Genomic DNA, 20439 nt, shown 5'->3' on the forward strand with positions numbered 1-20439 from the left:
GGGCGCAAAGTGGGGAGGTCTCCTCTCCCACTTCAACATATAGCGCACCCATGGGCTTGCGGCAAGACCCAGTTCGTCGCGCACAATCTCCCGCCTGACGCAAAACTTGCGCGGGTGCGGGCGATGAATTGGGGGAAGTGACCGGATGAGCGGCTATGTGCTCGGTCTCGGTGAAATCGACGACACGCGGGTTTCGCTCTGCGGTGGCAAGGGAGCGCACCTGGGAGAGCTTTCGCGAATCGAGGGTGTCCAGGTGCCTCCCGGCTTCTGCGTGACGACCGAGGCGTTCGACCGGGTCCTGCGAGACGCACCGTCGCTCGGCGAACGGCTGGACCTCGCGACGGACCAGAAGGAGATCGCCGCGCGGAGTGCCGAGGTGCGCGAGGAGATCGAGCGCCTGGGCGTTCCCGACGACGTGGCGGCGGCGATCACGGACGCACTCCACCTGCTCGGCGAAGAAACTCCCTGCGCGGTCCGGTCGAGCGCCACCGCGGAGGACCTGCCGACCGCGTCGTTCGCGGGCCAGCAGGACTCCTACCTCAACGTCGTGGGGACGGCGGAGATCTTGCGGCACGTCAGCCGCTGCTGGGCCTCGCTGTTCACCGAGCGCGCCGTGACCTACCGGCTGCGCAACGGTTTCGACCACCGCGCGGTGCGGATGGCCGTCGTCGTGCAGCGGATGGTCCCCGCGGACTCGGCCGGTGTCCTCTTCACCGCCGACCCCGTCACGTCCAGCCGCCGGATCTCCTGCGTCGAGGCCGTTCCCGGGCTCGGCGAGGCTTTCGTGTCCGGTCTGGTGAACGCCGACATGTACCGCGTGCTCGACGACGAGATCATCGAGAAGACGGTCGCCACCGGGCAACCGGTGCTCACGGACGAGCAGGCGGTCCACCTGACGCGGCTCGGCCGGCGGATCGAGGAGCACTTCGGCAGGCCGCAGGACATCGAGTGGTGCCTGGCCGCAGGCGGGTTCCAGTTCGTCCAGAGCAGGCCGATCACGACGCTGTTCCCGGTGCCCGAGACCGCGGACGACGACAACCACGTCTACGTCTCGGTCGGCCATCAGCAGATGATGACCGACGCGATGAAGCCGCTGGGCCTGTCCGTCTGGCAGCTCACGACACCCAGGCCGATGGCCGTGGCGGCGGGGCGCCTCTTCGTCGACGTCACCGGGATCCTCGCCACGCCCCAGGGCAGCGCCGCGTTCCTGGACGTCGCCGACAAGGCCGATCCGCTGATGGGCGACGCACTGCGCACCGTCTTGGCCCGCAAGGGTTTCCTGCCGGAGGGCGAGGGCGCGGGACCGCCGTTCCCCGGCACCGTCCCTGCCGAGATCGACACGGACCCGGACCTCGTCACCGAGCTGATCGGCAACGCCGAGGCGTCCGTTGCCGTGCTCAAGCGCGAGATCCAGGGGAAGTCCGGACCGGACCTGGTCGAGTTCGTGCTCGCGGACTTCGGCGAGCTGCGCCGGATCCTGTTCGACCCGCGCAGCAACCAGGTGATCATGGCCGGGATGCAGGCGACGTGGTGGCTCAACGAGAACCTGCTCGACTGGCTCGGCGAGAAGAACGCCGCCGACACCCTGACGCTGTCCGCGCCGCACAACGTCACGTCCGAGATGGGCCTGGCGCTGCTCGACGTCGCGGACGCGATCCGCCCGCACCCCGAGGTCGTCGCGTTCCTGCAGAACGCCGGGGACGACTTCCTGGACCACCTGCCGGGGCTGGCGGGCGGGCAGGAGGCTTACGACGCCATCCAGCACTACCTCGGCAAGTACGGCATGCGCTGCGTCGGCGAGATCGACATCACCAGGACGCGCTGGAGCGAACGCCCGGCGGCACTCCTGCCGATGATCCTCACGAACGTCAGGAACTTCGAGCAGGGCGCCGCCGCGCACCGCTTCGAACAGGGCAGGCAGGAGGCGTGGAAGAAGGAGCAGGAGGTCCTGGAACGCCTGCTCCTCCTGCCCGGCGGCGAGCAGAAGGCCGCCGACACCAAGCGGATGATCGACCGCGTGCGCACGTTCATCGGCTACCGCGAGTACCCGAAGTACGGGATGATCAGCCGCTACCTCGTCCACAAGCAGGCGTTGCTGGAGGAAGCCGGACGCCTCGCCGCCGCCGGCCTGCTCGAGTCCGAAGAGGACGCCTACTTCCTCACGCTGCAAGAACTTCACGAGCTGACCCGAACCGGCCAGAGCTACGGCGAGGCCATCCGCGAGCGCAGGGAAGCCTTCAAGACCTACGAGGTGCTCACTCCCCCGCGCGTGCTCACCTCCGACGGCGAGGCCATCAACGGCAGCTACCGGCGCGACGACCTGCCGGACGGTGCGCTGTCCGGCCTGGCCGTCTCCGGCGGGACCGTCGAAGGCCGGGCACGGGTCGTCTTGAACGTGGCGGACGCCGACCTGGAGCCGGGCGACGTCCTCGTCACCGCCTACACCGACCCGAGCTGGTCACCGCTGTTCGTGGCGATCTCGGGCCTGGTGACGGAGGTCGGCGGCATGATGACGCACGGCGCCGTGATCGCGCGGGAGTACGGCCTGCCGGCGGTCGTCGGCGTCGCCCAGGCTACCCGGACGATCCAGGACGGTCAGCGGATCCGGGTGAACGGGACCGACGGGTTCGTCGAGATCCTTCCCACCAGCTAGCTCGGCGATGATCTTCTCGATCCGCCGGGCACGCGTCTCGGGTTGTTTCGCCGCCGCCACCGCCTCGGCCCGCTGCCGCTGGTTGCTGTACGAGAGCGCGCTGAACGCGGCGCGGACGGCGTACCGGTCCAGTGCCGCGGCGAGGTCCTCCGGCAGTTCGACGACGCGTTCCGCCAGGTCCGGCTCCAGCGTCACCTCGACGGTCTCACCGGCGCCGACCCCCCGCGGCCTCCCGGTTGGCGGCGCTCAGCGGCAGCATGAAGTCGCCGTCGTAGACCGCCACCGTGCTGCGGTAGGTGCGCGGGCCGATGGTCACCAGCACCCTGGGCTTCCTGCCCTGCCCGGTCGCGGTCTTGCCGTTGAGCTCCACCAGCGTCGTGAAGGAGTGGCGCGTCAAGGATCCGTCCTCCGGGAGAGCGACTGTCCACCGATAGCAGGCCCGCGTAGGCCATTCGGCTGGTGTGCACCGGCTTCATCCGTTTCGTGCCGCACGACCCGGGCGGTCACGTAGTGTGATTGGCCGGTGTCGAGAGGGGACCGCCGATGTTCGGACGGGGAGCGCGGAAGGTCACCGTGCGCGGCTTCGCGGACGCGGTGGCGCAGGGGATCCGGCCCGACATGACGCACCTCTACCTGATGTACCAGGTGGGCGGCACCGTGATCGTCAAGTGGGAGGAACGCCGCGGCGACCGGAAGAAGCCGTTCCGGATCGTGGCGGACGAGGACGGCAACGCCTGCCCGCACTGCGCCGTGCTGCTCGCGATCTCGCGGATCGGCGAGGTGCTCCCGCTCGGTGACGACAGGGTCGAACGGGTGCGCCACGAGTACCTGTCGGTGATCGGGCAACGGCTGCTGCCCTGTCCGGCGATCGGCAAGTCGCCGTCGATGAGCACGCCGTTCGGCGAGATGCCGCTGATGATCGGCGTCGGCGGGTGGATGGCCGAGTGCCACGTCGGGCGCGGCGACCCCGGCACGGCGGCGGACTGCGCCCGGCACCGCCGCTCATGATCCTGTGGGAGGACAGCGACTACGAGCGTGCGTGCGCCCACTTCCGCGCCTTCGAACGGACGGGACTGCGCTCCGAGCTCGAGGCCGCGATCAGCGTGTTCCGCGTGCTGGCGTCTTCTCGGTGGGACGGAGCCGTGGCGAACGGGCTCGCCATCGCGTTGTGGTCGCGCTACGAGGTGCTCGGCACCCGGGACGACCTGGACGAGGCCATCACCGCACTGCGCGACACGGTCGACAACTACCCCCACGACGCAGAGCGCCTGCCGTCGTACCTGGCCAACCTCGCGGGAGCGTTGCGGCTGCGGTGGAAGGCGACGGGGTCGGGTGACGACCTCGCGGAGTCGGCCGAGGCCAGCCGTCGCGCGGTGGAGGTGACACCGGCACGGCACCGGCGACGTTCCGCGCGGCTGAACAACCACGCCGACGGACTGCTCACCGTGCACGTGCACTCGGGGGACAGTTCCGCGCTCGACGACGCGATCTCGTTGTTCCGCCAGGCGCTCGACGCCGCCGACGCGGGCAGCGACGACCGGGTCAACGCGAAGTCCAACCTGGCGGAGGCGTTGCGGCTGCGGTTCCAGTCGACGCGCGACGTCGCCCTGATCGACGAGGCCGTGACGCTGGCCGGCACGGTGGTGCCGCAGGCGCGGACTCCCGCGCTGCGAGCCCGTTTCCAGTCCAACCTCGCGCTCGTCCTGCTCGCCCGCCACAGCGCGACCGGACAGCGGCAGGACCTTCGCACCGCGACCGGCCTCGTGCGCCAGGCGCTGAAGGAGAGTCCGCCCGGTCATCCCAACCGCGCGGAACGCTCCGCGGTGCTGGCGGAGTGCGAACGACTGGCGCTGGTGTCGTTGTACGGCACCGGCGGGGAGCCGCACCGGCTCACGACCGCCGCCCGGGTTCGCGGTCTGCCGTTGTTGTTGCGAAGCAAGGGAAAGCGGCTGGCCCGCGCCACAGAGGACGCGGTCCGGTCCACGCCGCACGGACATCCCACCCGCGCCGACGCGATGCTGAAACACGCCATCACGCTCGCGTTCGTCGGCGATCGTCTCGCGGCACTCGCGCTGTACCGGCAGGTCGCAGGGGAAGCCGACTTCCCGCCGCGTGCGCGCGTGGAGGCGGCACGGCTGTGGGCGTACGAGATGGTGACGCAGCGGAACTGGCAGGGTGCGCTGGAGGCGTTCCGGCTGGCCGTCGAACTGTTGCCGCGCACCGCTCCCCGGCACGTCACCCAGGCCGACCGGGAACGGGCGCTCGCCGCGTTCGCCGGGCTCGCCTCTGACGCAGCCGCCTGCGCGCTCCAGGCCGGTGACCCGCTGCTCGCGGTGGCGTTGCTGGAACAGGGCCGCGGCGTGATGATCGGCCACGCGCTCGACGCCAGGACCGAGCTGACCGACCTCGCGGAGCAGCACCCAGAGCTCGCACGGCGGCTGGACGAGCTGCGGACCGTGCTCGACGCCCCGAGCGGCGCGTCGTACGCCCAGGACACCGGACTCAGCGGCGAACGCCGGCACGCGCTGACCGAGGAGTGGCACGAGCTGGTCGGCTCCGTCCGGGAGCTCCCGGGATTCGAGCGGTTCCTGTTGCCTCCCGCGGTGGAGGAGCTCGTGGACCCGGCCCGCGGCCTGGTGGTCGTGGTGAACGTGAGCGCGTTGCGGTGCGACGCGCTGCTCATCGCCGGACCGGCCGTCGTGCCGGTGGCCCTGCCGGAGCTGGAACTGTTCGACCTCGCGAACCGCGCGGAGCGGTTCCGCCTCGACCCGGCGGACGAGATCGACTCCGTGCTCTCCTGGCTGGAACGGGTGATCGTCGACCGGCTGCCGCTCGGCGACAGCGCTCCGGCGCGGCTGTGGTGGATGCCGACGGGCCCGTTGACCGCGCTGCCCCTGCACGCCGCCGGCGACGTGATGGACAGGTTCGTCTCGTCCTACACACCAACGCTGCGCAGCCTTGCCGCGGCGTGGAAGGCGCCGGCGATCACCCGGCCGGAGAACCCGCTGATCGTGGCCGTGCCGTCGGCGCCGGGCATGCCCGACCTCCCCGCCGCCCGCGAAGAGGCGGACCACGTCGCGGCGCAGTTCGCGAGCCCGCACGTCCTCACCGCGGACCGCGCGCTGCGACAGTCAGTGCTGAAAGCCCTGCCACGCCACCGCTGGGTGCATTTCGCGTGTCATGCCAAAAGCGCCAGCGGCGAAGGTCGCCTGGTGCTCTGGGACCACGCCGAGAACCCGTTGAGCGTCAACGACATCGCCCGTCTGCGCCTGGCCGGCGCCGAGATCGCGTTCCTGTCGGCGTGCGAGACCGGCGCGGCGCCACCGGAGCTGACCGACGAGTCGCTGCACATCACCGGCGCCTTCCACATGGCGGGTTTCCGCCACGTCGTCGGAACGCTCTGGCGGGTCGGCGACCGCGCCGCCCAGCTGGTCGCGAGCCACTACTACGACGCGCTGGCCGAGACCTCCTCCCCCGCGGTCGCGCTGCACACGGCCGTCCTGAGGATCCGCGCCACCTATCCGGCAGTGCGGTGCGAGCCGTTCGTGCACGTGGGAGGGTGACCCGCTACTCCCGGTGCTCGCGCCAGGCCCGCACGGCGAACCAGGCGAACACCCCGAGGACCACGCAGGCGCCGAGCGCGATGAGCACCACCGAGGACAAGGTGACGCCCGCCACCACCACGATCAGGCCGACGGCGTAGGTCAGCAGCAGCCCGGCGAGGACCAGGGTCCTGCGGGGCACCCTGGGTGCGGGGCGGTTGAGCTTGGCGGCCAGTTTCGGGTCGTCCTCGGCGAGGCGGCGCTCGATCTCGTCCAGTTCCTGCTGCTCGCGGTCCGGCAGTCTCATGTCCGGTCCTCCCGGTGGGCTGGTCAGGGCTTCACCAAGGCCAACGATCGGGAACCGGCAAGGTTCCCGTCCCTAGGCGAGGAGCTTCCGGATGATCTCGGTGGCGGTGTCGATGTCCGGCGGGGCACCGGTGATGACGTCGGAGTAACAGAACGACTCGGCGAGCCGGACCACGGCGTAGGCGAGCTTGGTCAGCGGGATCTCGGACGAGTCGCCTCGTTCGGCACGGATCAGGTCGGCCAGCCCGGTCACCAGGCGGTGCTGCACCACGCCCTGCTGGGAGGTCAGCACCCGCAGCGCGGTCTCGGGGTCGCGTTCGAGCAGGGCACGCAGGGCCGGGGAGGCGACGGTGTCACGCATCGCCTGGTCCAGCACCGCGACCACCCTGGCCATGCCGCGCTGCGGGCTGGCTCGCCACAGGCGCGCCCACGCCCGCTGCGTGATGGCCCACAGCACCTCGCCCAGCACCCGGTCGCGATCGCCGTACCTGCGGTAGAGGGTGGCGCGGCCGATGCCGGCCTCGGTGGCGAGCTCGCCCATGTCGATGCGGCTCTCGCGCAGGAACTGCCGCAGCGCGTGAGCGATGACCGGGTCCACCTCGGGCTCGGTGGTCAGGTCCACGGTGGCCGCAGCGTGAGACAGCATGTATAAAGTGTCTCACTGAGACAATCAGAAGGAATGTCTCACCCTGCGAGGAGGACCGCATGCGGCGGGTCTGGTCGATGCTGCCGTTCGCCCTGGTCGGGGTCGCGTTGCTGCTGGATCCGGGCACCGCGGGGCCCGCCTGGTGGAACCTGGGGGCGCAGGTCGTGCTGTTCACCCTCGCGGCGGCGATCCCCGGACACCTCACGCGGCACGTGTCGTACGTCGACGTGGCCTGGCCGTGGGGCCTGGTGGCGATCGGCGTGGTCACCCTGGTCACGGCCGACGACCTCGGCGTCGTGACGGTCGCGGTCGCACTCGCCTACCTGGCCATGGGGCTGCGGATGGGACTGTGGGGCCTGGCGCTGAGCGTGAAGCACGGCTGGTGGACGCCCGGTTCCCGCAAGGTCGAACTGCCCCGGTACCAGTACCAGCGGCGACGCTGGGAGCGGCAGGGGTTCCGCAGCGAGGCGTGGTCCGTCCAGTACGAGATCTGGTTGCAGGGCCTGGCGAACGCGTCGGTGCTGGCCGTCCCCGCGTTCGTCGTCGCAGCCGACGACCAGGGGTCGTTGACCGTCCTGTCCGGCGTCGCGCTGGTCCTGTGGGCCGCGTCCTACGTCCTGGAGTCGGTGGCCGACCGGCAGAAGCAGCGGTTCGCCGCGCTCGGCAAGCGGGGTACCTGCGACCAGGGGTTGTGGCGCTACAGCAGGCATCCCAACTACTTCTTCCAGTGGATGCAGTGGAACGCCCTGGTGCTGGTCGCGCTGCCGGCACTGCCGGCCCGGTTCCACGACACCTCGCCAGTGGTGTGGGTGCTGCTGACCCTGGGCCTGTTCTTCGCCTCCTGGACGCTGTACGTCACGCTGACCAAGCACACCGGCGCACGCCCCGCCGAGTACTACAGCCTGCGCAAACGCCCTGACTACGCGCGGTACCAGGCCACCACCAACATGTTCTTCCCCGGACCCGTCAAGACCCCTCGGTAGCCCGGTACCAGCGGCGGTGGACGACCGGTTCGACCGCCAGCACGCCGACGGCCGCCGCGATCGCGACCGCCCAGGCGAGTCCGTCGGCCGACCCCAGCACCGTCCACACCGCGGCGCCGAGCACGACCACCGGCCGTACCAGGGTGAACGGGCCGAGGCCGATCAAGATCACGAACGTGCTCTCCCTCATCGGCATCAGCCAGTACGCCAGCAGCGAGACGATCACGAGCGCCGCGAACGGCACCACGACCTGAAGCATGCGCGTGCCCGCGCGGACCAGTTCGTCGTAACGGGCGCCGGGGTCGGCCGAACTGCCCAGGGTCACCACGACGAGCAACGCCACAAGCCCCAGGAGGATCGTCCCGCCCGCGAGGCCCCTGCGCGCCGCCCGCAGGTAGTAGGCGCGCTTGTCGATCCGGGCGTTGCGGCCGGTCGCGGCGCGAAAACCCGCGAGCCCTGCGTCGGCCAGGGCGAGCAGGCCCAGCACGAGCGGCACCACCACGGCCATCAGCCGGCGACCAGACGTCGTGCGCGACGGCCCAGGGCTCGGCGGAAGTCGCCCACCAGTTCCGGGCGCAGGCCGACGACCGGTCTCATCGCCGCGCAGAACGGGTTGGTGTGCCGGAACGACTCGTACAGGAACGCGTCCATCCCCTCCGCCGCGGCGGCAGCGGACAACAGCACCGAGTCGCCGTGAGCGCGCCGGGCGGACGCGACGCCGTCGTGACGGCCGAGCGGCTCCCGCATCCGGGCGCGGTGGAACAGCCAGGCGCCCAGCGGGGCCAGCCGGGTCGCGGCGATGTCGTAGTGGACGAACCCCAGCGCACCGGCGCGGTCCTGGGCGCGGAAGAACGCGGGCAGCCGGTCGGCCGCGAAGTGGTGCAGCACCCCGCACGACAGGTAGACGGTGGCCGCCTCGGCCAGCGCGAACGCGTCCGCGCGGACGAAGGTGCACGGGAGCCGCTCGTCCTGCGCCAACCTGGACGCCTCGGCCACGAGGGCGTGGTTGAAGTCCACACCCACCAGCTCGACGTCCGGTCCCAGCACCCCGGACGCGGCGAGGCTGCGCACCGTGAACCCCACCCCGCACCCGATGTCCACCACCCGCAGGCGGCTTCCGCGCGCCCGCATGACGTCGAGCATCGGCACCAGCAGCTCGGCGAACCGCTGCGCCATGTGCAGTTCCTCGTTGAGCCGCTGCAGTTCGGTGTGGACGCGGATCAGCAGGCGGTCCACCGCGACGGGGTCCAGGAACTCCCCCGTCACGGGCATCCGCCGCACGATCCGGGCGGCCCGTGCGTCCCCGGCCGCGTGCAGGCGGTCCACCACCTCCGCCCGGCGGACCGGAACGCGCTCGCCAGTGCGTTCATCCCACTGGGCCACCAGGTCCGAGATCTCCAGCACGGCCACCTCAGCGATCACCGGCCCGCACGAAGCCGCCGATCTCCTGCTCCAGCAGTTCGGCCAGCCGCAACGGGGTGCGGTCCTCGAACATCGGACCGATGAGCTGCACTCCGACCGGCAGGCCCTCGGGTGACCGGCCCGCGGGGGCGGCGGTGGCGGGCAGGCCGGGCATGGTGGCCAGACCGGCCCAGACGAGCTGGTCGAAGTACGGGTGCTCGACGCCGTCGATGTCGATCTTCCGCGCCATCGGGTCGGGGGTGTGGTCGTGCGGGAACGCGGGCGTCGGCGTGATCGGGCACACCACCGCGTCGAACTCGGCGAACAGCCGCCGCCAGCCCTGGCGGTGGACCTCGCGGCGGTTGTTCGCCTCGATCCAGTCGCTGTGGCTGCACGCCATGGCCCGCAGCCGCACGGCGTCAAGGCTCTGGTCGTCCGCGCGCAGTTCGTGCAGTCCAACGGGAAAGCGCACGACCGAGCCCGAGACCAGCAACTGCATGTAGAGCGTCGCGGCCTCGGTCAGGTCGGGCAGCAACGGGCTGTGGCGTTCGACGCGGGCGCCGCCGTCCGCTAGCGCGCCGGCCACCAGGTTCACGGCTGCCCGCACGGCCGAGCCGGTCGGAATGAGCGGGTGGTCGTCGAGGACCAGGACCCGGAAGTCGCTGAGCCGCTCGTGGCGTGCGGGCGGCAGGACCAGCCGGTGCGCCACGCCGAACGTCAGCGGGTCCGGTCCGGCCATGACGTCGAGCAGGAGCGTGAGGTCGCGGGCGGTGCGCGCCATCGGGCCGACGACGGCGAGGTCGAGGTCGACCGGCAACGCCGGTTCGGTCGGCGCGACCATGCCGCGGCTGGCCGCCAGTCCGAGCGTCGGCTTGTGCGCGTAGACGCCGCAGAAGTGCGCGGGAGTGCGCAGCGAGCCGGCGATGTCGGAGCCGATGGACAGCGCGCCGAACCCGGACGCCAGGGCCGCCGCCGATCCACCGGACGATCCGCCCGGCGTGCGGCCGGGGTCCCACGGGTTGGTGGTGGTGCCGTAGATCTCGTTGAAGCTCTGGATGTCCTGCAGTCCCAACGGGACGTTGGTCTTGCCCAGCACCACCGCGCCCGCGGCCTGGAGTCGCGACACCTGGACCGCGTCCTCGGCCGGCACGAAGCCCCGGTGCTGCGGCATGCCCCACGTCGTGGGCAGCCCGGCCATGTCGTACGACTCCTTGACCGTCACCGGCACGCCGAGCAGCGGCCGGTCCTCGCCACGTGCGCGTGCCTGGTCGGCGTGGTGTGCGGCGGCCCGCGCCCGGTCGAAGTCCGGCACGCAGATCGCGTTGACCACCTCGTCGTCGCGCTCGATGCGGGCGATCGCCTCGTCGGTCAGCTCCACCGACGTCACCGCACCGGCGCGCAACGCGGCCACGAGCCCTTCGGCCGGGTGAAAGCTCCATTCCATGATCTCGACGCTATCGACCTGCGGCTGAGGGCACGAAATACGAATTCGCGAAACGCGACGGAGCCCATACTCGCTTGACGGAGTGAGCGCTCACTCCGCACTATGGGAGCATGACACCAGCACCCGAGACTCGGCGCAGAGCGCCGAGCATGAGCGCCGAGGACCGGCGCGCCATGATCGTGCACGCGGTGCTGCCCCTCCTGGTGGAGCACGGCGCCAACGTGACGAGCAGCCAGATCGCTCGCGCCGCCGGCATCGGCGAGGGCACCATCTTCCGCGCGTTCAAGGACAAGGACGAGCTGTTCGACGCCTGCACGGCCGAGGCCCTCAGGCCCGACCACGTGCTCGACGCGATCGCCGAGATCCCCGTCGACCAGCCCCTCGAGGACCGGCTCGTCGAAGCCGCCGAAGCGCTCGGCGCACACCTCGAACGGATGGGCGCGCTGATGAGCGCGCTGCACGCGTCCGGCCGGGCCAAGCGCGACCCCGAGCAGCGCCGCGGCACGTGGAAGGGCGGGCGCCGCGAGTCGATGACCGCCATCCGAGGAGCGATGGTCGAGCTGTTCACCCCGGAGAAGGACCGGCTGCGGCTGCCACCGGAACAGCTCGCCGCCCTCTTCCTGACCCTGCTGTTCGGCGGCCGCCGGCTGGCGACGGACGACGCGCCCACCACGCGCCAGGTGGTCGACTTCTTCCTGCACGGCGCCGTGGAGGCTGGATGATGCCGGGCGGCGGGGGCGGCATGGAGTTCGTGATGGCCCGGCGCGGCCGCCGGCGGCGTGCCACGACGGTGCCGGACAGCGGGCTCACCGGACCGGTCGACATCCCCGAACCGAAGCAGGACGACGAACCACAGGACCTGCGCTCCCGGCTGAAGCGCCTGAGGACGTCCGTGGCGGGCACCGTCCGCGGCCTGCCGAAGGTCGTGCGGCTGACGTGGCAGGCCAGTCCGGTCCTGACCGTCGTCCTCGCGCTGATCACGCTCCTGTCGGGACTCCTGCCGACGGTGACCGCGTACATCGCGAAGCTGCTGCTGGACTCCGTCGTCGCGGCGATCCAGCACACCGGCACCACGGGTGACATCGCGAGGATCGCGCTGTTCCAGTTCGGCGTGCTCGCCGCGACGGCGGTCAGCAGCGCGCTGACGTCGATCGCGCAGACGCTGCTGCAGGAACGCATGACGCTGACCATCCGCCACCGGGTGATGGGGCACGCGAGCGACCTGCACCTCGCCTACTTCGAGGGCTCGACGTCGTACGACATGCTGCGCCAGGCCGCTCAGGAAGCGCCGACGCGGCCGTTGTCGATGATGAACTCCGCGCTGGGGCTCCTGCGGACGCTCATCACGTTCGGCAGCATGATCGCGCTGCTCGTCTCGATCAGCCCGCTGCTGGCCCTGGTCGCGCTGCTGGCGCCGATCCCCGCGTTCATCTCGCAGTCGAAGTACGGCTCGCGCGCGTTCTGGCTGACCTTCATGATGTCGCCGATCAAGCGGCGGATGGACTACCTGTCCTCTTTGGTCACGACGGACACCTACGCCAAGGAGACGAAGCTCTTCGGGCTCGGACCGTACTTCGTCGACCGGTTCCGCCGGCTCGGCACCGTCTCCTACGAGCGGCAGCGGAAGCTGACTGTCAACCGCAACATCAGCTCGACGTCCTGGGGCCTGCTGAGCACCGCCGCGGGGTCGGCGATCACGTTGTACATCGCGCTGGAAGCGGTCGGCGGGCGGCTCACGCTGGGAGACCTGGCGCTGTACACGGCCGCCGCGGCCTCCGTGCAGGCCTCGGTGTCCGGACTGTTCACGGCGCTCTCGGGGATGTACGAGAACAACCTCTACCTCGACACGCTGTACAAGTTCCTGGACACGAAGCCGGAGATCACGGCACCGGCGTCACCACGGCCGATGCCGTCCACAGTGGAGGGTCACATCCGGTTCGACTCGGTGACCTTCAGCTATCCCGGCGCCGAGGAGCCCGCGCTGGACGACGTCACCTTCGAGATCCTGCCCGGCGAGACGGTGGCCGTGGTGGGCCGCAACGGCGCGGGCAAGTCGACGTTGTTCAAGCTGCTCTGCAGGCTCTACGACCCGACCGGCGGGCGCATCCTGCTCGACGGCGTCGACATCCGCGAGTACGACCCGGTCGAGCTGCGCACGCGGATCAGCGCGATGTTCCAGGACTACGTGACCTACCAGGGCACGGCCGCGGAGAACATCGGCCTCGGCGACCTGACCCGGCTCGAGGACCGGGCGCACGTCGAGGACTCGGCCCGCCGCGCCGGTGCCGACGAGCGGATCGAACGGCTGCCGCAGGGCTACGACAGTCCCCTCGGCCGCTGGTTCGACCAGGGCGTCAGCCTGTCCGGCGGCGAGTGGCAGAAGATCGCGCTGGCCAGGGCGTTCCAGCGGGAGGCACCGATCCTGGTGCTCGACGAACCGACGTCCGCGCTGGACGCACGGGCGGAGCACGACCTGTTCTCGCGGCTGCGGGAGCTGTCGGAGGGCCGGACGACGCTGTACATCTCGCACCGGTTCTCGACCGTGCGACAGGCGGAGCGGATCCTGTTGCTGGAGCACGGGAAGGTCGCCGAGTACGGCACGCACGAGGAGCTGATGGCGGCCAAGGCCGGGTACGCCGAGCTGTTCACGTTGCAGGCACAGGCCTATCTGGACGAAGTACCGGGCTGAGCGGCGCTTGACCTTCCAGTGGCTGCAACGTTGAGGATCGACCCATGGACGAAAGCACGGACCTGCTCACCATCGGCCAGCTCGCGCGCCGTACGGGCATCTCGGCTCGTACCTTGCGCTTCTGGTCGAACGAGGGCGTCATCGCGCCGGTAGGTCGCACATCGGGCGACTACCGGCTCTACGACGCCGCGTGCGTGGCCCGCGTCGAGCTCATCCGCACGTTGCGGGAGCTGGACTTCGGGCTCGACGACGTGCGCCGGGTGCTCGAACGCGAGGTGACGGTCGCCGAGGTCGCCGCGGCGCACGTGGCCGCGATCGACGCGCGGATCCGCGCCCTGAAGGTGAGCAGGGCCGTGCTGTCCACGGTGTCCCAACGTCGATCCACTCCCGAGGAGACAGCACTGATGAACCGGTTGGCACGGCTCTCCGCCGCCGAACGCGCGCAGATCGTCGACGACTTCAAGGCGGACGTGTTCGGTCGCCTCGACATCGACCCCGGACTGCGCGAACGGGTACGAGAGCTCAGCATCGACCTGCCGGAGGATCCCACGCCCGACCAGGTGGACGCCTGGATCGAGCTGGCGGAACTCCTGCAGGACCCGGGCTTCCGCGCCCGGCTGGGAACGTTCCTGGAACTGAACACGCCCGCGCCGGGGCGGGAGAAACCACCCGGCGCGACCATCTGGTGGGCCCGGCAGGTGGTGAACACCGTCGCACAGGCCAGGGAGGAAGGCGTCGGCCCCGGCGATCCCGGCGCGGCGGAGCTGATCTCCACCATGTTCGGCAACGCCGATCTGAGCGCGGTGCTGGTGTCCCTGGAAGCGGGGATCGACGCGGGCGCGGAACGGTACCGCCGGTTGGTCAGTCGCGTGCGGGGGCGGGAAGGCGCCCCGGACTCGACCGAGGAACTGCACTGGCTGGCCACCGCTCTGCGGATCGCCGCAGAAGGAGCGGCCGCGCGGCGATGAGGTGCCGCCGGTGGTGCACAGCTCCACCGGCGGCCCGCAGGTCACACGAGCGTGTTGTCCACGAAGCACCAGCGCCAGGTCTCCCCCGGCTCGAACGAGCGGATGACGGGGTGGCCCTCGTCGGCGAAGTGCTTCGAGGCGTGCTTGGCGGGCGAGGAGTCGCAGCAGGCGACCTTGCCGCAGCCCAGGCACAGGCGCAGGTGCACCCACCTGCCGCCGGCGGCCAGACAGTCCTCACAGCCCTCCAGCGTGCTGGGAGTGGGCTCCGCGCCCAGTTCGGCGACGTGTTCGCAAGTAGTTGGCACGGCACGACGGTACCTCTGTTGCTGTCATCGACAAGTTCTGGTGTTTGACTGGGCACATGACGACTGCCGACCGCGTCGCGCGGCCCTCGATCCTCACGGTGGACGACGATCCGGCCGTGTCCCGGTCGGTGGCGCGCGACCTGCGCCGGATGTACGGCGAGCACTACCGCATCGTGCGGGCGGAGTCGGGGCCCCAGGCCCTCGAGGCCCTGCACGAGATCAAGCTGCGCGGCGAGGAGGTCGCGGCGCTGCTCGCGGACTACCGGATGCCGCAGATGAGCGGCATCGAGTTCCTCGAACAGGCCATGGACGTGTTCCCGCAGGCACGCCGGGTGCTGCTCACGGCGTACGCCGACACCGACGCCGCGATCCAGGCGATCAACGTCGTGGACCTCGACCACTACCTGCTCAAGCCGTGGGACCCGCCGGAGCAGAACCTCTACCCGGTGCTCGACGAGCAGCTGCGCGCGTGGGCGGTGAGCGATCGGCAGCCACCGCAGCGGGTGCGGGTGATCGGGCACCGCTGGTCGCCGCGGTCCTACGAGGTGCGGGACTTCCTGGCGCGCAACAGCGTTCCGTTCCGCTGGCACGCGCTCGACGAGCCGGAGGCCCGCTGTCTGCTCACGGCGGCGCATCAGGACGGGACGACGCTGCCGGTCGTCGTCACGGCGCACGGCACGGCCCTGGTCGACCCGACGGACGCGGAGCTCGCGGCCGAGGTGGGCCTGAGCACGCAGCCGTCGGCCGAGTTCTACGACCTGATCGTGGTGGGCGGCGGGCCCGCCGGGCTCGGTGCCGCGGTGTACGGCGGGTCGGAGGGACTGCGGACCGTCCTGGTCGAACGGATCGCGACGGGTGGCCAGGCGGGGACCAGCAGCCGCATCGAGAACTACCTCGGCTTCCCCGACGGGGTGTCCGGCGGGCAGCTCACCGAACGGGCCCGCAGACAGGCCGTCAAGTTCGGCGTCGAGCTGCTCACCACCCGTGACGTCGTGGCACTCGAACGCCGGGGTGCCGCACGCATCGTGCGGTTCGGCGACGGCACCGAGCTCGCCGCCCACACCGTCATCCTCGCCACCGGGGTGTCGTACCGGTTGCTCGACGCGCCAGGACTCGGCGAGCTGACCGGGCGGGGCGTGTACTACGGCGCCTCGACCACCGAGGGCCCGAACTGCGCCGGCCAGGACGTCTACCTGGTCGGTGGCGCGAACTCCGCCGGCCAGGCGGCCGTCTACTTCTCCGGGCACGCGCGCAAGGTGGTGATCCTGGTGCGGGGCGACTCGTTGGAGCAGTCGATGTCGCGGTACCTGATCGACCAGCTCGACGCGATCCCGAACGTGGAGGTGCGCACGCACACCGAGATCTGCGGCGGCGCCGGCGAGGACCACCTCGAGACGCTGACGTTGCTGCACAACAAGACCGGCGAGACGACGACCGTCCCGGCGAGCTGGCTGTTCGCGTTCATCGGCGCCGCCCCGCGCACGGACTGGCTGGACGGCACGCTGGAACGCGACGACCACGGGTTCCTCCTGGCCGGCCCCGACCTCGGCGGCTCACCTCCCGGGTGGGACCTCGAGCGGGCGCCGTACCACCTGGAGACGAACGTGCCCGGCGTGTTCGTGGCGGGCGACGTCCGGGCGGACTCGGTGAAGCGCGTCGCGTCCGCGGTCGGTGAGGGCGCCATGGCCGTCACCCTGGTCCACCGCTATCTGGCGAGGTCGTGATGGAGAAGCTCACCGCAGCCGAGCTGTGCGAACTGTTCCTGTTCGAGAAGCTCGGCCAGGAACAGCTGGACTGGCTGGCCGCGCACGGCCACGTCGAGACACGTGAGGCCGGCACGCCCGTGCTCACCGAGGGCGAGCCCGCGACGTGTTTCTTCGTGCTGCTCGAAGGCACGGTCGCCCTGTGCCGCACCATCGGCGGCCAGCGGATCGAGGTGAGCCGCAGCAACCTGCGCGGCTCGTACTTCGGTGCCACCCAGGCCTACCTGGAGCTCGACCAGCCGACCTACCAGATGACCGTCGAGTCGATCACCGCCACGTCGATGCTGCAGTTCGACGCCGACGAGTTCGGGCCGATGGTCCGCGCGTGGTTCCCGATGGCGATGCACCTGCTGGAGGGCCTGTTCTGGGGCATGCGGAACACCCAGGCGACGGTGGGTCAGCACGAACGGCTCACGGCGCTCGGCGCGTTGTCCGCGGGCCTCACCCACGAGCTCAACAACCCGGCCGCGGCCGCCGTCCGAGCGACCGCGGCACTGCGCGAACGGGTCGCGGGCATGCGGCACAAGCTCGCCCTGCTGGCACAGGGGGCGATCGACCCGGAGGTGCTGCCGTCCCTGGTCAAGCTGCAGGAGAAGGCGGTCGAACGGGTCGCCAAGGCACCGAAGCTGAGCCCGCTGGAGACGAGCGACGCCGAGGACGAGGTCTCCGACTGGCTCGACGACCACGGCATCAGCGGTGGCTGGGACGTCGCGCCCGTCCTCGTCGCCGCCGGGCTGGACGTCGAGTGGCTGGAGAACTCGCTCACCGCGTGCCCGGCCGCGGTCACGGGATCCGCCGTGCACTGGCTCCGGTACACGGTCGAGACCGAGATGCTGATGAACGAGATCGAGGACGCGACCACCAGGGTATCCACTCTGGTCGGTGCGGCCAAGCAGTACTCCCAGATGGACCGCGCGCCGTTCCAGGTGGTCGACGTGCACGAGCTGCTCGACTCCACGCTGGTCATGTTCGGCGGGAAGCTCGGGGACGTCCGGCTGGTCAAGGACTACGACCGGACGCTCCCCCAGATCCCCGCGTACGCAGGCGAGCTCAACCAGGTGTGGACGAACATGATCGACAACGCCCTGAGCGCGATGGGCGGTTCTGGCACGCTGACCGTGCGGACCTTCTTGGAGGACAAGCATCTCGTCGTGGAGATCGGCGACACCGGCCCCGGCATCCCGGCGGCGGTGCAGAACCGGATCTTCGAACCGTTCTTCACCACCAAGCCGGTCGGCGAGGGCACCGGGCTCGGGCTGGAGATCTCGTGGCGGATCGTGGTCAACAAGCACCACGGCGCCATCAGGGTGGAGTCGGTGCCCGGCGACACGCGGTTCCAGGTCTTGCTGCCCAGGGAAGGGATCGACGCTCACCCCTGAGTCGCTGTGACGGATGCTTTCACGGTGCCGTCGACCTCGCACGGACCGGAGCCGGTGAGCGAGTTGTCACGCGCGACCAGCCGGCCGGGATCGGAGTCCGCGTAGCCGATCGACCGTGCCCGAGCAGGCCTCCGGCGAGGTCTCGGTCCAGGACCGGGCCGGCGCGGCCAGCGCACCCGCGAAAAAGACGGCACAGATGACAAGAGGTTTTACCCGCATGGGAAGTCTCCGTGGATCCACTCGTCGACAGACAGGGTTTGGCGCGATCCGCTAGCACTCGTCTGCACGTTGACGCCAGCCGCAAGAAATACGCAATGCGGAACACCGGGATGCCAGAAGATTCATGGTCGTGAACCCGGGAATCACACATTCTGTTCACGAGTGTGACCAGAGGATATTTCCTGCTCAGACCCGTTGATCGAGTCGACCGGCAGCGACCTGGACATTCGATCGATTCGACAATGCAAATCGACGGGGTGCGCTGAATTTCGACGTTTGACCTCACACGGAGAACGCTCCTAGCATCCGGCGAGAACCCGTCGCTCATCCGACCGGAAACCCTTTCTCTCAGCGTTGAGAAGTGGAGTTCTCATGGGCATTCCAGAACAGCCCGCGCGCCTGGCCCGACAACGCCGCGTTCGCACCGGGCTGGTGTCGGGTGGCGCCGTCGTCGCACTGGTGACCGCGCTCGCCGCGTGGCCCGGTGCCGCCGCGAACGCGAACGCCGCCGGCACCTATCTGCTGAAGAACGCCGGCAGCGGCCAGTGCCTCGACGCGGGAACGAGCCCGTCGAGCGGAACGCAGCTGCGGCAACAGGCGTGCGCCGGCCAGGAGTGGGTGCTGACCGACGTCAGCGGCGGGGTCCGGATCACCGCCGGAGGCCTGTGCGTCGGCGTGCGCGACGCCTCGACCAGCGCGGGCAAGCCGGTCCAACTGGAGACGTGCACCGGCGCCACGAGCCAGGTGTGGGCACTGACGGCGAGTGGCGGTGACTACCGCCTGGCCAACGCCAACGGGGGCAAGTGCCTCAACGTCAAGGACAACGCCACCACGGCGGGCGCGCTGATCCAGACCAACTCCTGCGACAGCGCCGCGACCAAGCAGTGGACGCTCACACCGCCCGGCGGCCCGACCACGACGACCACCACCACCACCACGACCACGGGCCCGACGACGACCACGACGACCGGCACGCCGCCGGCCAACGCGTTGTACGTGTCGCCGACCGGGGGTGACAGCGCTGCCGGCACGATCTCCGACCCGACCACGCTGACGTCCGCACTCTCCCGCGTGGCCGCGGGCGGCACGATCTTCCTGCGCGGTGGCACGTACAGCTTCTCGCAGACGGTGACGATCCCACCCACCAACAACGGCACGTCCAGCGCCCGCAAGAAGCTGACTGCCTACCAGGGCGAGAAGCCGGTGCTGAACTTCTCGGCGCAGTCCGAGGATCCAGCCAACCGCGGTCTGGCCGTGAACGGCTCGTACTGGCACGTCCACGGCATCATCGTCGAGCGCGCCGGCGACAACGGCATCTTCGTCAGCGGCAGCAACAACATCTTCGAACGCACGATCACCCGCTTCAACCGCGACACCGGCCTCCAGCTCTCCCGGATGCTGTCGAGCACCCCGAAGGAGCAGTGGCCGGCCAACAACCTGATCCTGAGCGCCGAGTCGCACGACAACGCCGACTCGGACGGCGAGGACGCCGACGGGTTCGCGGCGAAGCTGACCTCGGGGCCGGGCAACGTGTTCCGCTACTCCGTCGCGCACAACAACATCGACGACGGCTGGGACCTCTACACCAAGCCGGACACCGGAGCGATCGGTGCCGTCACCATCGAGGACTCGCTGGCCTACGAGAACGGCACCCTGAGCAACGGCGGCCAGGCGGGCAACGGCGACCGCAACGGCTTCAAGCTGGGCGGCGAGGACATCGGCGTCAACCACACGATCAGCCGCACGATCGCCTACGACAACGGCAAACACGGCTTCACGTACAACCGCAACCCCGGCTCCATGGCCGTGTCGAGCAACCTCGGCATCGACAACGACGAACGCAACTTCTCCTTCGACGCGGGCAGTTCGGTGTTCCGCACCAACACCTCCTGCCGCGGCGGCAGCGGCAGCAACGACAAGGTCGTCGGCAACTCCGACTCCTCCAACCAGTTCTGGGCGGGCACCAACGGCTCCCGGTGCTCCGGCTACGCCGGGGCCCTCGGCTGGTCGTTCGCCTCCGACGGCAGGCTCGTCGTCACCCTCGGCGGGAAGACCGTCGCACTCTGACCGCCGCCGGGCGCGAGAACTGTCGAACGATCATCGAACTACGGGTTCGAACGGGATTTCGACGGTCGTGTCCC

Annotated in this window: 17 protein-coding genes and 1 pseudogene; 10 read left to right on the forward strand and 8 right to left on the reverse strand. The window is 70.3% G+C overall.

Going from position 1 to position 20439, the window contains the following annotated elements; translation table 11 throughout:
* Positions 1-145: 145 nt before the first annotated feature.
* Entirely contained in the window at positions 146-2653 is a 2508-nt protein-coding gene (rph, locus tag ACSHWB_RS40630; RefSeq protein ID WP_439658637.1) for a rifamycin-inactivating phosphotransferase, read from the forward strand.
* 51 nt (positions 2654-2704) lie between these two features.
* Here rph and ACSHWB_RS40635 read toward each other — a convergent pair.
* Positions 2705-2848 (reverse strand): annotated as a pseudogene (locus ACSHWB_RS40635) (YdeI/OmpD-associated family protein); the annotation flags it as partial.
* A gap of 10 nt (positions 2849-2858) precedes the next feature.
* Complete coding sequence (locus ACSHWB_RS40640; RefSeq protein WP_439658638.1) at positions 2859-3050, reverse strand: DUF1905 domain-containing protein; 192 nt, start codon at positions 3048-3050, stop codon at positions 2859-2861.
* Positions 3051-3196: 146 nt separating this feature from the next.
* On the opposite strand from ACSHWB_RS40640, the gene ACSHWB_RS40645 reads away from it, so the two are divergent.
* Both ACSHWB_RS40645 and ACSHWB_RS40650 read left to right on the forward strand, forming a co-directional pair.
* On the forward strand, positions 3197-3661 hold the full coding sequence (locus tag ACSHWB_RS40645; protein WP_439658639.1) for a hypothetical protein: 465 nt from the start codon (positions 3197-3199) through the stop codon (positions 3659-3661).
* A complete protein-coding gene (locus ACSHWB_RS40650; protein WP_439658640.1) occupies positions 3658-6216 on the forward strand; it encodes a CHAT domain-containing protein in 2559 nt (852 codons plus the stop codon). Before ACSHWB_RS40645 ends, ACSHWB_RS40650 begins: the two co-directional genes overlap by 4 nt.
* A gap of 4 nt (positions 6217-6220) precedes the next feature.
* Here the strand turns inward: ACSHWB_RS40650 and ACSHWB_RS40655 are convergent, their stop codons facing one another.
* Both ACSHWB_RS40655 and ACSHWB_RS40660 read right to left on the reverse strand, forming a co-directional pair.
* A complete protein-coding gene (locus tag ACSHWB_RS40655) occupies positions 6221-6502 on the reverse strand; it encodes a DUF3040 domain-containing protein (protein WP_439658641.1) in 282 nt (93 codons plus the stop codon).
* A 72-nt stretch (positions 6503-6574) separates the two neighbouring features.
* Entirely contained in the window at positions 6575-7147 is a 573-nt protein-coding gene (locus ACSHWB_RS40660) for a QsdR family transcriptional regulator (RefSeq protein ID WP_439658642.1), read from the reverse strand.
* 59 nt (positions 7148-7206) lie between these two features.
* Between ACSHWB_RS40660 and ACSHWB_RS40665 the strand changes: the two genes are divergently transcribed.
* Positions 7207-8130: a DUF1295 domain-containing protein gene (locus tag ACSHWB_RS40665; RefSeq protein ID WP_439658643.1), complete on the forward strand. Its 924-nt coding sequence runs from the start codon at positions 7207-7209 to the stop codon at positions 8128-8130.
* Here the strand turns inward: ACSHWB_RS40665 and ACSHWB_RS40670 are convergent.
* Genes ACSHWB_RS40670 through ACSHWB_RS40680 form a run of 3 tightly spaced genes read right to left on the reverse strand, consistent with a single transcriptional unit; the run spans position 8114 to position 10975 of the window.
* On the reverse strand, positions 8114-8638 hold the full coding sequence (locus ACSHWB_RS40670; RefSeq protein WP_439658644.1) for an oxidoreductase: 525 nt from the start codon (positions 8636-8638) through the stop codon (positions 8114-8116). The genes ACSHWB_RS40665 and ACSHWB_RS40670 overlap by 17 nt on opposite strands.
* A complete protein-coding gene (locus tag ACSHWB_RS40675) occupies positions 8638-9552 on the reverse strand; it encodes a class I SAM-dependent methyltransferase (RefSeq protein WP_439658645.1) in 915 nt (304 codons plus the stop codon). The genes ACSHWB_RS40670 and ACSHWB_RS40675 overlap by 1 nt, the downstream gene beginning before the upstream one ends.
* Positions 9542-10975: an amidase gene (locus ACSHWB_RS40680; protein WP_439658646.1), complete on the reverse strand. Its 1434-nt coding sequence runs from the start codon at positions 10973-10975 to the stop codon at positions 9542-9544. Before ACSHWB_RS40680 ends, ACSHWB_RS40675 begins: the two co-directional genes overlap by 11 nt.
* 149 nt (positions 10976-11124) lie before the next feature.
* On the opposite strand from ACSHWB_RS40680, the gene ACSHWB_RS40685 reads away from it, so the two are divergent.
* Genes ACSHWB_RS40685 through ACSHWB_RS40695 form a run of 3 tightly spaced genes read left to right on the forward strand, consistent with a single transcriptional unit; the run spans position 11125 to position 14632 of the window.
* Positions 11125-11697 carry a TetR/AcrR family transcriptional regulator gene (locus ACSHWB_RS40685; protein WP_439664755.1) on the forward strand — a complete coding sequence of 191 codons (573 nt, stop codon included), beginning with the start codon at positions 11125-11127 and terminating at the stop codon, positions 11695-11697.
* A gap of 20 nt (positions 11698-11717) precedes the next feature.
* Entirely contained in the window at positions 11718-13664 is a 1947-nt protein-coding gene (locus ACSHWB_RS40690) for an ABC transporter ATP-binding protein (protein WP_439664756.1), read from the forward strand.
* A 44-nt stretch (positions 13665-13708) separates the two neighbouring features.
* Positions 13709-14632: a MerR family transcriptional regulator gene (locus tag ACSHWB_RS40695; RefSeq protein WP_439658647.1), complete on the forward strand. Its 924-nt coding sequence runs from the start codon at positions 13709-13711 to the stop codon at positions 14630-14632.
* Positions 14633-14673: 41 nt separating this feature from the next.
* Here ACSHWB_RS40695 and ACSHWB_RS40700 read toward each other — a convergent pair whose 3' ends face one another.
* Positions 14674-14937: a UBP-type zinc finger domain-containing protein gene (locus ACSHWB_RS40700; RefSeq protein WP_439658648.1), complete on the reverse strand. Its 264-nt coding sequence runs from the start codon at positions 14935-14937 to the stop codon at positions 14674-14676.
* 56 nt (positions 14938-14993) lie between these two features.
* Here ACSHWB_RS40700 and ACSHWB_RS40705 point away from each other — a divergent pair, with 56 nt between their 5' ends.
* The 3 genes from ACSHWB_RS40705 (at position 14994) to ACSHWB_RS40715 (ending at position 20365) form a co-directional block, all read left to right on the forward strand.
* Positions 14994-16661, forward strand: coding sequence for an FAD-dependent oxidoreductase (locus ACSHWB_RS40705; protein WP_439658649.1), 1668 nt, complete (start codon positions 14994-14996; stop codon positions 16659-16661).
* The gene (locus ACSHWB_RS40710; RefSeq protein WP_439658650.1) at positions 16661-18079 is read left to right on the forward strand and encodes an ATP-binding protein; all 1419 of its coding nucleotides are present in this window, start codon (positions 16661-16663) and stop codon (positions 18077-18079) included. Before ACSHWB_RS40705 ends, ACSHWB_RS40710 begins: the two co-directional genes overlap by 1 nt.
* A 591-nt stretch (positions 18080-18670) precedes the next feature.
* A complete protein-coding gene (locus tag ACSHWB_RS40715) occupies positions 18671-20365 on the forward strand; it encodes an RICIN domain-containing protein (RefSeq protein WP_439658651.1) in 1695 nt (564 codons plus the stop codon).
* Positions 20366-20439: the final 74 nt, after the last annotated feature.

It is taken from the genome of Lentzea sp. HUAS TT2 (assembly GCF_051853195.1).
Taxonomy (GTDB): Bacteria; Actinomycetota; Actinomycetes; order Mycobacteriales; family Pseudonocardiaceae; genus Lentzea.

Excerpts from the sequence above, each read along its gene's own strand:
- ACSHWB_RS40670 (WP_439658644.1), bottom strand. The coding sequence starts at position 8,638 with ATGGCCGTGGTGGTGCCGCTCGTGCTGGGCCTGCTCGCCCTGGCCGAC.
- ACSHWB_RS40665 (WP_439658643.1), top strand. The coding sequence starts at position 7,207 with ATGCGGCGGGTCTGGTCGATGCTGCCGTTCGCCCTGGTCGGGGTCGCG.
- rph (WP_439658637.1), top strand. The coding sequence starts at position 146 with ATGAGCGGCTATGTGCTCGGTCTCGGTGAAATCGACGACACGCGGGTT.
- ACSHWB_RS40710 (WP_439658650.1), top strand. The coding sequence starts at position 16,661 with ATGGAGAAGCTCACCGCAGCCGAGCTGTGCGAACTGTTCCTGTTCGAG.
- ACSHWB_RS40695 (WP_439658647.1), top strand. The coding sequence starts at position 13,709 with ATGGACGAAAGCACGGACCTGCTCACCATCGGCCAGCTCGCGCGCCGT.
- ACSHWB_RS40650 (WP_439658640.1), top strand. The coding sequence starts at position 3,658 with ATGATCCTGTGGGAGGACAGCGACTACGAGCGTGCGTGCGCCCACTTC.
- ACSHWB_RS40655 (WP_439658641.1), bottom strand. The coding sequence starts at position 6,502 with ATGAGACTGCCGGACCGCGAGCAGCAGGAACTGGACGAGATCGAGCGC.
- ACSHWB_RS40690 (WP_439664756.1), top strand. The coding sequence starts at position 11,718 with ATGGAGTTCGTGATGGCCCGGCGCGGCCGCCGGCGGCGTGCCACGACG.
- ACSHWB_RS40660 (WP_439658642.1), bottom strand. The coding sequence starts at position 7,147 with ATGCTGTCTCACGCTGCGGCCACCGTGGACCTGACCACCGAGCCCGAG.
- ACSHWB_RS40645 (WP_439658639.1), top strand. The coding sequence starts at position 3,197 with ATGTTCGGACGGGGAGCGCGGAAGGTCACCGTGCGCGGCTTCGCGGAC.
- ACSHWB_RS40705 (WP_439658649.1), top strand. The coding sequence starts at position 14,994 with ATGACGACTGCCGACCGCGTCGCGCGGCCCTCGATCCTCACGGTGGAC.
- ACSHWB_RS40685 (WP_439664755.1), top strand. The coding sequence starts at position 11,125 with ATGAGCGCCGAGGACCGGCGCGCCATGATCGTGCACGCGGTGCTGCCC.
- ACSHWB_RS40715 (WP_439658651.1), top strand. The coding sequence starts at position 18,671 with ATGGGCATTCCAGAACAGCCCGCGCGCCTGGCCCGACAACGCCGCGTT.
- ACSHWB_RS40680 (WP_439658646.1), bottom strand. The coding sequence starts at position 10,975 with ATGGAATGGAGCTTTCACCCGGCCGAAGGGCTCGTGGCCGCGTTGCGC.